Raw genomic sequence first — 12,942 nt, 5'->3', positions numbered from 1 at the left:
TGCCGGTTCCGATCATGAACGCTGCCCGCGCCGTCCTGCTGCCTCTGGTCCTCCTCACCGCGGCCCTGCCGGCGGCGGCGGATGACGACCGCGACCATGAGCGGGCGCGGGAGGCGTTCCGCTCGGGCCGGGCGCTGCCGCTGGAGGCCATCCTGGCCCGCGCGCAGGCCGATTCCCCCGGTGACATCCTGGACGTCGAGTTCGAGGATGAGGACGGGCAGATCGTCTACGAGATCAAGACCATCACCGCCGAAGGGCGCGTCCTGAAGCTGAAATACGACGCCGCCACCGGCGACCTGCTGCGGGTGCGCGGGCGCAACGGGAAGGGCGAGGGCGGCCATCATGGGAAGAGGTGAGCACCATGCGCCTGCTCGTCGTCGAGGATGATCCGGCGCTCGCCCAGCAGCTCGCCGAGCGGCTGGAGGGCGAGGGCTACGCCGTGGACCACGCCGCCGATGGCGAGGAAGGGCAGTTCCTCGGCGAGACCGAACCCTACGACGCCATCGTGCTGGATCTCGGCCTGCCGCGGGTGGACGGGCTGACGGTGCTGCGCTCCTGGCGCGCGCAGGGGATGACGGCACCGGTCATCATCCTGACCGCCCGCGGCGCCTGGACAGAGAAGGTCCAGGGCATCGACGCCGGGGCCGACGACTATCTGGCGAAGCCCTTCAGCATGGAGGAGCTTCTCGCCCGCATCCGCGCGCTGATCCGCCGCTCCAAGGGCCACGCCTCGGCGGAGATCGCCTGCGGCGGGGTGGTGCTGGACACCCGCTCGGGCCGGGTCACGCTGGATGGGCGGCCGGTGGACCTGACCGGGCACGAGTTCCGCGTGCTCGATTACCTGATGCACCGCAAGGGGCAGCTGGTCTCCCGTACGGAGCTGACCGAGCACATCTACGCCCAGGATTTCGACCGCGATTCCAACACCATCGAGGTCTTCGTCGGTCGCCTGCGCCGCAAGCTGGGCGCCGACCTGATCAAGACGGTGCGCGGGCTCGGCTACAAGCTGGAGGCGCCGTGAGCGGCCCCGCCCGCCGCGGGGGAGGGTTGACCGGGTCGCTGCGCTTCCGCCTGCTGGCCGGGGCGGCGGTGTGGATCGCGCTGGCGCTGGCGCTGGCCGGGCTGGTGCTGTCCGGCCTGTTCCGCGACCATGTGGCCCGCCGCTTCGAGGCGGAGCTGACCAACCATCTCGATCAGCTCGCCGCGCTGACCGAGCTGGGGGCGGACGGCGCGCCGGTGCTGCGCCAGCCGCTCAGCGACCCGCGTTTCCGCCGCCCCCTGTCGGGGCTGTACTGGCAGGTCGGGCCGGGGGAGGCGCCGGTCCTGCGCTCCCGCTCCCTGTGGGACGAGGCGCTGCCCTTGCCGCCGGACGAGGTCGCCGACGGCGACATCCACCGCCACAGCGTCGTCGGCCCCGCAGGGCGCCAGCTGTCGGTGCTGGAGCGCGCCGTGACCTTCCCCAACGGGACGGCACCCCTGCGCATGGCGGTGGCGCAGGACGAGGCGGAGCTGCGGGCGGTGGTGGCGGATTTCAACCGGGTGCTCTGGCTGTCGCTGGGGGCGCTGGCGCTGGCGCTGATCGCCGCTGCGGTGGTCCAGGTGTCGGTGGGGCTGCGCCCGCTGGTGCGGCTGCGTGCCGAGCTGGCCGCGGTGCGGGCCGGACGCAGGAAGCGCTTCGGCGGCGATTCCCCGCGCGAGGTGCAGCCGCTGCTCGACGACCTGAACGCCCTGCTGGACCATTCGGAGGAGGTGGTGGTCCGGGCGCGGCTCCAGGCCGGGAACCTCGCCCACGCGCTGAAGACGAACCTCGCCGTGCTGGCGAACGAGGCGGAGGGGGAGGCGGCCGCCCGGCGGGTGGCGGAGATGCGCCGCCACATCGACCATCACATGGCCCGCGCCCGCGCCGCCGCCGCCCGCGGCCTGCCCGGCGTCGCTACCCCGGTGGCCGACAGCGCCGGGGCGCTGGCGCGAGTGATGAAGAAGCTCCAGGGCGGCAATGGACGGGTGATCGTCACCGTCCGTGTCCCGCGCGAGCATGTTTTCGCCGGAGAGCGCGAGGATCTCGACGAGATGCTGGGCAACCTGCTGGACAACGCCATGAAGTGGGCGGGGTCGCGGGTGGAGGTCGCGTCGCGGCTGGAGGCCGGCGGGATGCTGGCGGTGGTGGTCGAGGACGACGGGCCGGGCCTGCCCGCCGACCGGCGCGACACGGTGCTGGCCCCCGGCGTGCGGCTGGACGAAAGCACACCGGGCAGCGGCCTCGGCCTTGCCGTCGTGCGCGACGTGGCGCGGCTCTACGGCGGCGACCTGAGGCTGGGCGATTCGCCGCTCGGCGGGTTGCGGGTGGAGCTGGTGCTGCCAGCAGCGACGCTGTCCTGACCGGCGCAACATTACCGTCACATCTCCGCGCTGGCGGCCGACCGTCCCTTGTGGTCTGAATGGCGTCCCTTCGCGTGCTCCGGAGACGACGCATGACCCAGGCGGACAGCGCCAACGCACCCGGTGTGGACACCGCCGGCCACGGGGTGAGCCTGGGAGAGGCCACGCGGGTGTGGGCGCGGATCGCCGCGCTGAGCTTCGGCGGGCCGGCCGGCCAGATCGCTATGATGCACCGCATCGTGGTGGACGAGAAGAAATGGATCGGGGAGGAGCGGTTCCTCCACGCCTTGAACTACTGCATGCTGCTGCCGGGGCCGGAGGCGCAGCAGCTGGCCGTCTACATCGGCTGGCTGATGCACCGGACGGTGGGCGGGCTGATCGCCGGCGTCCTGTTCGTCCTGCCCGGCGCGCTGGCCATCATGGCGCTCAGCCTGATCTATGCGACGCTGGGGCACACCGGGGCGGTGCAGGGGCTGTTTTTCGGGTTGAAGGCGGCGGTGCTCGCCGTGGTGCTGGAGGCGGTGGTCCGCGTCGGGCGGCGCACGCTTAAGAACGGGGCGATGGTCGCCCTGTCGGCGGCGGCCTTCCTGGCGATCTTCGCCTTCAACGTCCCGTTCCCCCTGATCATCCTGACCGCCGCCCTGATCGGTCTGGCCGGGGCGCGGCTGGGTGTCACCGCCTTCCGGCCGGCGCCGCACGGACCGGCTTCGTCCACGCATGGAAATAGCCTGCTGGGCGAGGGGACGCCGGACCACGCCCGCCCCTCCACCGCTTGGTCGCTGCGGGTCGGGGCGGTGTGCCTCGCCCTGTGGCTGGGGCCGGTGCTGGCGCTGCTGCTGACGCTGGGACCGGACAACACGTTCACCGGCATCGCCGTCTTCTTCTCCAAGATGGCGGTGGTGACCTTCGGCGGCGCCTACGCCGTACTGGCCTATGTGGCTCAGCAGGCGGTGGAGACCTACGGCTGGCTCCATCCCGGCGAGATGCTCGACGGGCTGGGCATGGCGGAGACGACGCCGGGGCCGCTGATCATGGTGGTGCAGTTCGTCGGCTTCCTCGGCGCGCTGCGCGATCCGGGGGCGCTGCCGCCGCTGCTGGCCGGGGTGCTGGGCGGGCTGCTGACCACCTGGGTCACCTTCGTGCCCTGCTTCCTGTGGATCTTCCTCGGCGCGCCCTATGTGGAGGCGCTGCGCGGCAACCGGATGCTCGGCGCCGCCTTGTCGGCGATCACCGCGGCGGTGGTCGGGGTGATCCTGAATCTGGCGCTGTGGTTCGCCCTGCACACGCTGTTCGCCCGCCTGGAACCGGTGTCCTTCGCCGGCATGAGGCTGGACCTGCCCGTTCTCGCCAGCGTCAACCTGCCGGCCCTGGCGCTGACCGTGGCGGCGGTGCTGGCGGTGTTCCGTTTCAAGGTGGGGATGCTGCCCACCCTGGGCGCTTGCGCGCTGGCCGGCGTGGCGCTGCGCATGGCGGGGGCGGCGTAGGAGACCGAAAGGCCGCGCCCGGACCGGCGCGGCCCCTGCCTGCGTCAGTTCATGTCCTGAACCTGGGCAATGCGTTCGGTGATCGTATCGAGGCGGCGGGACAGCTGGTCCTCGTCCTCCGGCGCGATCTGACCCTTGCGTTGGGCAAGCCGCAGGGCCGCTTGCGCCTCCTCCAGGCAATCGAGCGTGTGACGCACGTAGTCGTGTTGGGCCATGCCCCCATCCTCCTCAACCGTTCTGCAACCAAAGCGAAACAGACCGGTACGGGCGGGGTTCCCTCCTTTGGCGGGGCCTATCCCGGTCGGACAGATCGGGCTGGGGGAGCTGGGTTTGGATTTTTCCCGCAAAGATCGTGGGGAATTCAGAAATCCAGGTCGGCGTAATGACGGGGCGGCGGGCAACCGGGGATGCTGTCGGTGAGCAGACCGCGGAAGCTGGGGCGCGACTTGATGCGGGCGTACCAGTCCTTGGCCTCCGGCACCTTGTCCCACGGCACGTTGTCCACGTAATCGACGCAGGACAGCGCCGCCGCCGCCGCGATGTCGGCCACCGTGAAGCTGGAGCCAGCCAGCCAGGGGCGCCGTTCCGACAGGAAGGCGATGTATTCCATATGGTACTGGATGTTTGCCAGACCGGCGCGGATCGCCGGGGCGTAGGGGTGGCCCTGGCCGGACAGCCGCTTGATCAGCTTCTCGCCGACCAGATTCTCGGTCACCTCGCGGTCGAAGGTGCGGGTGAACCAGTCGACGATCCGGCGCACCTCGGCGCGGGCCGCCACCTCCCGCGGCATCAGGGCCACGTCGGGATAGGCCTCCTCCAGATACTCCAGCACGGGGAGCCCGCCGGCCACGACGGTTCCGTCCTCCTCCACCAGCACCGGCGGCTCGCCGGCGGGGTTCAGCATCAGGAAATCCTCGCGCCGTTCCCACGGCTTCTCGATGACCGTGTCGAAGGGAAGACCCTTCTCGGCCAGCATCACCCGCGCGACGCGGGACAAGGGATGGAGGGGGTGGTGATGGAGTGTCCGCATGCCGGGCCGGACTGTAGCGTATGGGGAGCGTGGAAAACAGTCTGCGCTTTGGCCTGTGACGCCGCTCCTTCGGCTTATGGATTAACCGTGCCGAGAGGGTGTCAAAGGGCGGATTTGCGGTAGACCACCAGGGGGGCGGCGTCGCCCTCCGGATCGGCGCCGGGGACCGGGGTCCAGCCATTGTGCTCGTAGAAGGCGCGGGCCGCCGCGTTGCGCGAGGCGCAGGCCAGTTCCGCGGAGCCGCTCAGCAGGGTCAGCGCCTCGCGCAGCAGCGCGCTGCCGATGCCCCGCCCGCGCCACAGCGGGTCGATGAACAGGGTGTGGATGAAGCGCTCGCCGGCATCGACGGAGACGAAGCCGACCACGCAGCCGCCGGCTTCCGCCACCAGCACCTCTTCCCCGTCCACGCAGTCGTAATAGTCGTCCAGGCCGAAGCGGTCCTCGGGCTGCCAGGAAAAGGCGGCGCGGCGCCCGCGCAAGAAGATGTCGGCGCAGCGCGGCCCGTCGGCCGCCGTGGCGAAGCGAATGTCGATGCGCAAGCCGTCCTCTGCCGGCATGACGCCCTCCCATGTGGTTGCGGATGCCCCCAGGCGGTCCTAACAACCCATTCCGCACCAGATTATTCCAAGAACCGGCACCCTGAAAAGGACGGCCATGCCGACGCCGACGTGAAAAACGGCGGCCCGGTTGCCCCGGACCGCCGTTTCGCATATGCGCAATCGACCTGAGATTTACTCCGTGGGTTTTACTCCGCGGAAATGGCCTTCGGCAGATGGACCGGCACTTCCAGGCGGTTGAGCATTTCCTTCGGAACCACCTGCCAGAACTTGGTCACCTCACGCGCCCAATCGTTGAGGATCTCGGCGGCGAAGCGGCTCTGCGTCTCCGTCACATGCTCCTCGATCAGGTGCTTGAGCTGGCTTTCGTAATGGCCGACCTCGATGCGCTGGAAGATCACGCTCTCATCGTTGATGTAGAGCGGCAGGCTGTCGTCCAGGTCGTAGACATAGGCCATGCCGCCCGTCATGCCGGCGGCGAAGTTGTCGCCGACGCGGCCGAGGATGACCGCCGTGCCGCCCGTCATGTACTCGCAGCCGTTGGAGCCGCAGCCCTCGACCACCACGGTGGCGCCGGAGTTGCGGACGGCGAACCGCTCGCCGGCCTGGCCCGCGGCGAACAGCTTGCCCGCCGTCGCGCCGTAGAGGACCGTGTTGCCGATGATCGTGTTCTTGTTGGTCTCCAGCGGGCTGGAGGTCGTCGGACGGACGACGATGGTGCCGCCCGACAGGCCCTTGCCGACATAGTCGTTGGCGTCGCCCATCACCTCCAGCTTGATGCCCTGCACCGCGAAGGCGCCGAGCGACTGGCCGGCGGTGCCGCGCAGGCGGATGGTGATGTGGCCGGGCTGCAGCCCGAACATGCCGAACTTGCGCGTCACCATCGAGGACAGCCGCGTGCCGATGGCGCGCTGCGTGTTGCGGGCGTTGTAGGCGAGCTGCATCTTCTCGCCCTCCTCGAACAGCGGGCGGGCGTCGGCGACGATGCGGGCGTCCAGCGTGTCCGGCACCTCGTTGCGGCCCTGCAGCGTGCAGTAACGGGCGTTCTCGCCGGGATCGACCTGGGCCAGCAGCGGGTTCAGGTCGAGGTCGTCGAGATGCTCGGCGCCGCGGCTGACCTGATGGAGCAGGTCGGTGCGGCCGATCACCTCGTTCAGCGAGCGGAAGCCCAGGCCGGCCAGGATCTCGCGCACCTCTTCCGCCAGGAAGGTGAAGAGGTTGACGACCTTCTCCGGCGTGCCGACGAACTTCTGGCGCAGCTTGTCGTCCTGCACGCAGACGCCGACCGGGCAGGTGTTGCTGTGGCACTGGCGGACCATGATGCAGCCCATGGCGATCAGGCTGGCCGTGCCGATGCCGAATTCCTCCGCGCCCAGCATGGCGGCGATCACGATGTCGCGGCCGGTCTTCAGGCCGCCGTCGGTGCGCAGCCGCACGCGGTGGCGCAGGCGGTTCAGCGTCAGGACCTGATGGACCTCCGACAGGCCCATCTCCCAGGGCAGGCCGGCGAACTTGATCGAGGTCTGCGGGGAAGCGCCCGTACCGCCGCTGTTGCCGGAGATCAGGATGATGTCGGCGTTGGCCTTCGCCACGCCCGCGGCAATTGTTCCAATGCCGGAACGGCTGACCAGCTTCACCGTCACTTTCGCATCCGGATTGATCTGCTTCAGGTCATAGATGAGCTGGGCGAGATCCTCGATCGAGTAGATGTCGTGGTGCGGCGGCGGGCTGATGAGCATCACGCCCGGTGTCGAGTGACGCAGCCGCGCGATCATCTCGGTCACCTTGAAGCCGGGGAGCTGGCCGCCCTCGCCGGGCTTGGCGCCCTGGGCGACCTTGATCTCCAGTTCGCGGCACTGGTTCAGGTACTCGGCGGTGACGCCGAAGCGGCCCGAGGCCACCTGCTTGATGGCGCTGTTCCAGTTGTCGCCGTTCTTGTCCGGGCGGAAGCGCGCCGGATCCTCGCCGCCCTCACCGCTGTCGGACTTGGCGCCGATGCGGTTCATGGCGACGTTCAGCGTGCCGTGCGCCTCGGGCGACAGGGCGCCCATGGACATGCCCGGCGTGATGAAGCGCTTGCGGATCGCGGTGATGCTCTCCACCTCGTCCACCGGCACCGGGGCCTTGGTGGAGCGCAGCTCCAGCAGGTCGCGGAGCTGCATCGGCGGGCGCTTGTTCACCTGCTCGCTGTACTTCTTGAAGGTGGTGTAGCTGTCGTTGGTCACCGCCTGCTGCAGCGTGTGGATCACGCCGCCTTCCCAGCCGTGGCGGTCGCCCGACTTGCGGAAGCGGTAGAAGCCGCCGACCGGCAGGGCCACGACCTCCTCGTTGTAGGCGGTGGCGTGCTGCTCCAGCACCTTCTTCTGGATGCCGTTCAGGCCGATGCCGGAGATGCGGCTGACCATCGCCGGGAAATGCTCGGCAACCAGCGCGCGCGACAGGCCGATGGCCTCGAAGTTGCCGCCGCCGCGGTAGCTGCTGATGACCGAGATGCCCATCTTGGACATGATCTTCAGGAGGCCGTCGTCGATGGCCTTCTTGTAGTTGGCCATGCCCTTTTCCAGCGGCATGGCGCCGAACAGGCCGCGGCGGTGACGCTCGGCGATGGCCTCCTGGGCGAGGTAGGCGTTGACCGTGGTGGCGCCGACGCCGATCAGCACGGCGAAGTAGTGGGTGTCCAGGCCCTCCGCCGTGCGCACGTTCAGCGAGGTGAAGGTGCGCAGGTTGGAGCGGATCAGGTGCGTGTGCACGGCACCGGTGGCGAGGATCGCCGGGATGGCGGCGCGCGCCGGGCCCATCGCCTCGTCGGTCAGGATGACGTGGGTGGCGCCGCCGCGCACCGCGTCCTCCGCCTCCTGGCGGATGCGGCGCAGCGCGTCGCGCAGCGCGTCGGGACCGCCGTCGACCGGGAAGGTCGCGTCGATCTCGGCGGCCGTGTCGCCCATGTAGTCGCGCATGGCGCGGAACTCGGCGGTCGTCAGGACCGGCGATTCGAGCTGCAGCAGGCGGGTCTGCGTCTCGTCCTCGTCCAGGATGTTGCCGAGGTTGCCGAGCCGCGTCTTCAGGCTCATCACCCGGCGCTCACGGAGCGAGTCGATGGGCGGGTTGGTGACCTGGGAGAAGTTCTGGCGGAAGAAGTGGTGCAGGCCGCGGTACTTGTCGGACAGCACGGCGATGGGGCTGTCGTCGCCCATCGAGCCGATGGCCTCCTTGCCGTCCTCCACCATCGGGTGCAGGATCAGCTCCATGTCTTCCATGGTCAGGCCGAAGGCCTGCTGGCGGCGGCGCAGCTCGGCCTTGTCCATGTCCGACGGCTCGCCCTTCAGCGAGGCGGTCTTGACCAGCTCGTCCAGGTGGGTGGTGTTCTGCACCCACTTGTCCCACGGCTTCAGCGTGGCGAGATGGTCCTTCAGTTCGCGGTCGCGGTAGAGCTTGCCGGACTGGAGGTCAACGGCGATCATCTCGCCCGGGCCGAGGCGGCCCTTCTCGATGACCTGGGCCTCGTCGATCTTCACCATGCCCGTCTCGGACCCGCCGATGATCAGGCCGTCGGTGGTGATCGTGTAGCGCATTGGGCGCAGGCCGTTGCGGTCCATGCCGCCGACGACCCAGCGGCCGTCGGTCATGGCCAGCGCGGCCGGGCCGTCCCACGGCTCCATGACGGAGTTGCAGTACTGGATCAGCGCCTTGTGGTTGTCCGGCGTGGTCTGCGAGCTGGTCAGCGCCTGCGGCACCAGCATCATCTTGACCATCGGGGCCGTGCGGCCGGCGCGGACCATCACCTCGAACACGGTGTCGAGCGAGCCGGAGTCCGACAGGCCGACGCCGATCACCGGCTTCAGGTCCTGCATGTGGGTGCCGAAGGCCGGATGCTCCATCCGGGTCTCGTGCGCCTTCATCCAGTTGACGTTGCCCTTGACCGTGTTGATCTCGCCGTTGTGGGCGAGCATCCGGAAGGGCTGGGCCAGCGGCCACGTCGGGAAGGTGTTGGTCGAATAGCGCTGGTGGTAGATGGCGAAGTCGGACTCGAACCGCTCGTCCAGCAGGTCCGGATAGAAGGTGGTCAGCTGCTCCGCCAGGAACATGCCCTTGTAGATGATCGAGCGGGCGGACAGCGAGCAGATGTAGAAGTCGTTGATCTGCTCACCCTTCACCGCCTTCTCGATGCGGCGGCGGATGATGTAGAGGTCCAGCTCGAACTGCTCGTCGGACACGCCCTTGTTGTTGCCGACGATGATCTGCTCGATCTCCGGACGGGTCGCGTTGGCCTTCTCGCCGATGATGTCGACGTTGATCGGCACTTGGCGCCAGCCGTAGATGTAGTAGCCGAAGGCCAGGATCTCGGTCTCGACGATGCAGCGGCAGGCTTCCTGCGCGTCCAGGCTGATGCGCGGCAGGAAGACCTGGCCGACGGCCAGCTTGTTGTCCGGCGCGCGGTGGCCGATGACCTTCACATGGTCCTTGAAGAACTTCTGCGGCACGGCGACGTGGATGCCGGCACCGTCGCCCGTCTTGCCGTCGGCGTCCACGGCGCCGCGGTGCCAGACGGCTTTCAGCGCCTCGATGCCTTTCTCGACCACCGAGCGGCGGGGCTTGCCGTCGATCGCGGCGATGAAGCCGACGCCGCAGGCGTCGTGCTCATCCTCCGGGTTGTAGGCGTTGGCAGTGGTCAGCGCCGCGGCGTTGGCGCGGAAGTCGGCGACGAACTGCTCACCCTGGTTCAACTCGGTGGTCATCGGTGGACCCTTTCAATCAGTCTGTTCGGAAGGGGGACTTCGCCCCTTCACCCCCGCCAGGGGCCGAAATGGACCCCTGGAACCCGCGGAATTATGGATTGCTTAGCTTATTCAGCCGCGACGGCGACCGGCGCCTCGGCCTTCGCCTTGGCGTAGGCGTGGATGCCCTCCGCCGCGTCGCGGCCGTCGCGGATGGCCCACACCACCAACGAGGCGCCGCGCACGATGTCGCCGGCGGCGAAGACGCCTTCCAGGTTGGTCATCTTGCTGCGGTGGTCGACCAGCAGCGTGCCCCAGCGGGTGACCTTCAGTTCCGTCTCGCCGAACAGGGCGGGCAGATCCTCCGGCTCGAAGCCGAGCGCCTTGATGACCAGATCGGCCTGGACGGTGAACTCCGACCCCTCGATCACCTGCGGGGTCTGGCGGCCGGTGGCGTCGGCCACGCCCAGATGGATGCGCACGGCGCGCACGCCGGTCACCACCGTGTCGCCGGTGAAGCCTTCCGGGGCGGCCTGCCAGATGAACTCCACGCCCTCTTCCTCGGCATGGGCGACCTCGCGCTGCGAACCCGGCATGTTCTTGCGGTCGCGGCGGTACAGACACTTGACCGACTTGGCGCCCTGGCGGATGGCCGTGCGCACGCAGTCCATGGCGGTGTCGCCGCCGCCCAGAACCACCACATGCTTGCCCGCGGCGTTCAGGGAGCCGTTCTCGTACGCCTCCACCGTGTCGCCCAGGCCGACCTTGTTGGAGGTGGTCAGATAGTCCAGCGCCGCCACGATGTTGCCAAGGCCCGAGCCCGGCGCCTTGATGTCGCGCGCCTTGTAGACACCGGTGGCGACCAGGACGGCGACGTGCCTGCGGCGCAGCTCCGGCAGGGAGGCGTCGCGGCCCACCTCGAAGTTCGGGTGGTAGACCACCCCGGCGTCGGCCAGCAGCTGAACGCGGCGCTCGACCACCGACTTCTCCAGCTTGAAGCCGGGGATGCCGTAGACCAGCAGGCCGCCCATGCGGTCGTAGCGGTCGTAGACGTGCACCTCGTAGCCCTTGGCGCGCAGCTCCTCGGCGGCGGCGAGGCCGGCGGGACCGGCGCCGATGACGCCGACCGAGACGCCCAGCTCACGCGACGGCTTGCGCGGCTTCACCCAGCCCTGATCCCAGGCGGTGTCGTTGATGTACTTCTCGACCGACCCGATGGTGACGGCGCCGTGGGTGGACTGCTCGATGACGCAGTTGCCTTCGCACAGGCGGTCCTGCGGGCAGATGCGGCCGCAGATCTCCGGGAAGTTGTTGGTGGCCTGGGAGACCTCGTAAGCCTCCTCCAGCCGGCCTTCGGAGGTCAGCTTCAGCCAGTCGGGGATGTTGTTGGAGACCGGGCAGTGCACCTGGCAGAAGGGAACGCCGCACTGCGAGCAGCGGTTGGCCTGCTCGTTGGCGCGCTCGTCGGAGAAGCGGGCGTAGATCTCGGCGAAATCCTGGCGGCGCTCCGTGGCCGGGCGTTTGTCGGGCATCCGCTGCGCGGTGTGCACGAAGCCCAACATCCTCTGGTTCGCCATAACGCCTGCTCCTTCTTCCCGTGTCCCGTGCATGGGGACGGCGCCGGCGGCCGGGCGACCCATTTTTCGTGCCGGTGGGGCATGGCGAGGGGCGTGGCCGCAGTGAAAACGAAAGCCCGCGGTCACGCGGTCTGAACGTCATATACCGCAAGAGAAGGCGCCGCGCGAGCATATTTTCGTCGTTAGGACAGCATGACTGACCAAACCGTGACTCGATGTCGCGGACGCCTCCGGGAACGGCCGGAGTGCCTGAAAAACAAGCAAGAAAATTAGGTCCGATTCGGGACTATCGCCCAATTCGGGGTATCGCCCCATGGGTCGTCGCCTTCGCCATGTTGCACTGCTATAAGCCGGACATTGCCCCCGCCATCTTGTCAGAGGCCCCGCGCCGCATGTTGATCGACCAATATCTGGACGCCGCTCTGCTCGGCCTGATCGAAGGGCTGACCGAATTTCTGCCGGTCTCGTCCACCGGCCACCTGATCATTTTCGACACCCTGTTGGGCTTCGAAGGCCCGCCGGGCAAGGTGTTCGAGGTGGTGATCCAGCTCGGTGCGATCCTGGCGATCTGCACGGTCTATTTCGCCCGGCTGTGGAAGGTGGTCACCGGATTGAAGGACGACCCGGGCGCCCGCCACTTCGCCGTGGCGGTGATCCTGGCCTTCCTGCCGGCGATGGTGCTGGGGGCGGCGCTGCACGGCGTCATCAAGGCGGTGCTGTTCAACCCGACGGTGGTCAGCATCGCGCTGATCCTGGGCGGCGTGGCGATCCTGATGGCGGAGCGGCTGGTGCCGGTCCCGCGCTACCACCAGATCGAACGCTTCCCGGCGCCGCTCGCCCTGAAGATCGGACTGTGCCAGTGCCTGGCGCTGGTGCCGGGCGTGTCGCGCTCGGGCGCGACGATCCTCGGCTCGCTGCTGATGGGGGTGGACCGGCGGACCGCCGCGGAATTCTCCTTCTTCCTGGCGATCCCGACCATGGCCGGCGCCACGGTCTACGACCTCTACAAGAACTGGAGTCTGATGACCGTCGACTCCGCGCTGCTGATCGGGGTCGGCTTTGTCACCGCCTTCATCGCGGCGGCGCTGGTGGTCAAGGTGCTGGTGGACTTCGTCGGGCGCTACGGCTTCGCGCCCTTCGCCTGGTACCGCATCGCCATCGGGTCGGGGATGCTGGCGTTCCTCTATCTGTAAGACGCCG

The 12,942-nt window shown here is 68.8% G+C and carries 10 protein-coding genes; 5 read left to right on the top strand and 5 right to left on the bottom strand.

Translation table 11 applies throughout. The features are described 5' to 3' along the window. Positions 1–14 precede the first annotated feature (14 nt). From H1Q64_RS20665 to chrA, 4 genes are all read left to right on the top strand, one after another. Positions 15–356 carry a PepSY domain-containing protein gene (locus H1Q64_RS20665; protein WP_237905408.1) on the top strand — a complete coding sequence of 114 codons (342 nt, stop codon included), beginning with the start codon at positions 15–17 and terminating at the stop codon, positions 354–356. Positions 357–361: 5 nt separating this feature from the next. Beyond that, on the top strand, positions 362–1,021 hold the full coding sequence (locus H1Q64_RS20660) for a response regulator transcription factor (RefSeq protein WP_237905407.1): 660 nt from the start codon (positions 362–364) through the stop codon (positions 1,019–1,021). Further along, positions 1,018–2,379, top strand: a complete 1,362-nt coding sequence (locus tag H1Q64_RS20655; protein WP_237905406.1) for a sensor histidine kinase — start codon at positions 1,018–1,020, stop codon at positions 2,377–2,379. The genes H1Q64_RS20660 and H1Q64_RS20655 overlap by 4 nt, the downstream gene beginning before the upstream one ends. Positions 2,380–2,471: 92 nt before the next feature. Beyond that, entirely contained in the window at positions 2,472–3,863 is a 1,392-nt protein-coding gene (gene chrA / locus H1Q64_RS20650) for a chromate efflux transporter (protein WP_237905405.1), read from the top strand. A gap of 44 nt (positions 3,864–3,907) precedes the next feature. Here the strand turns inward: chrA and H1Q64_RS20645 are convergent, their stop codons facing one another. From H1Q64_RS20645 to H1Q64_RS20625, 5 genes are all read right to left on the bottom strand, one after another. Next, positions 3,908–4,078, bottom strand: a complete 171-nt coding sequence (locus H1Q64_RS20645) for a hypothetical protein (protein WP_237905404.1) — start codon at positions 4,076–4,078, stop codon at positions 3,908–3,910. A gap of 146 nt (positions 4,079–4,224) precedes the next feature. Continuing rightward, complete coding sequence (locus tag H1Q64_RS20640) at positions 4,225–4,893, bottom strand: glutathione S-transferase family protein (RefSeq protein WP_014198042.1); 669 nt, start codon at positions 4,891–4,893, stop codon at positions 4,225–4,227. A gap of 101 nt (positions 4,894–4,994) precedes the next feature. Continuing rightward, positions 4,995–5,450 (bottom strand): GNAT family N-acetyltransferase, encoded by a 456-nt coding sequence (locus H1Q64_RS20635; protein WP_237905403.1) that lies wholly within the window; start codon positions 5,448–5,450, stop codon positions 4,995–4,997. Positions 5,451–5,638: 188 nt separating this feature from the next. Next, the gene (gene gltB, locus H1Q64_RS20630; protein ID WP_237905402.1) at positions 5,639–10,186 is read right to left on the bottom strand and encodes a glutamate synthase large subunit; all 4,548 of its coding nucleotides are present in this window, start codon (positions 10,184–10,186) and stop codon (positions 5,639–5,641) included. A 107-nt stretch (positions 10,187–10,293) separates the two neighbouring features. Beyond that, the gene (locus H1Q64_RS20625; RefSeq protein WP_237905401.1) at positions 10,294–11,742 is read right to left on the bottom strand and encodes an NAD(P)-dependent oxidoreductase; all 1,449 of its coding nucleotides are present in this window, start codon (positions 11,740–11,742) and stop codon (positions 10,294–10,296) included. Positions 11,743–12,134: 392 nt separating this feature from the next. Between H1Q64_RS20625 and H1Q64_RS20620 the strand changes: the two genes are divergently transcribed. Next, positions 12,135–12,935 carry an undecaprenyl-diphosphate phosphatase gene (locus tag H1Q64_RS20620; protein ID WP_149166573.1) on the top strand — a complete coding sequence of 267 codons (801 nt, stop codon included), beginning with the start codon at positions 12,135–12,137 and terminating at the stop codon, positions 12,933–12,935. Positions 12,936–12,942: the final 7 nt, after the last annotated feature.

This window comes from Azospirillum brasilense (assembly GCF_022023855.1).
Classification (GTDB): Bacteria; Pseudomonadota; Alphaproteobacteria; order Azospirillales; family Azospirillaceae; genus Azospirillum; species Azospirillum brasilense_F.
The sequence above is the reverse complement of the archived record's forward strand: the minus strand, read 5'-3'. Positions and strand labels throughout refer to the sequence as shown.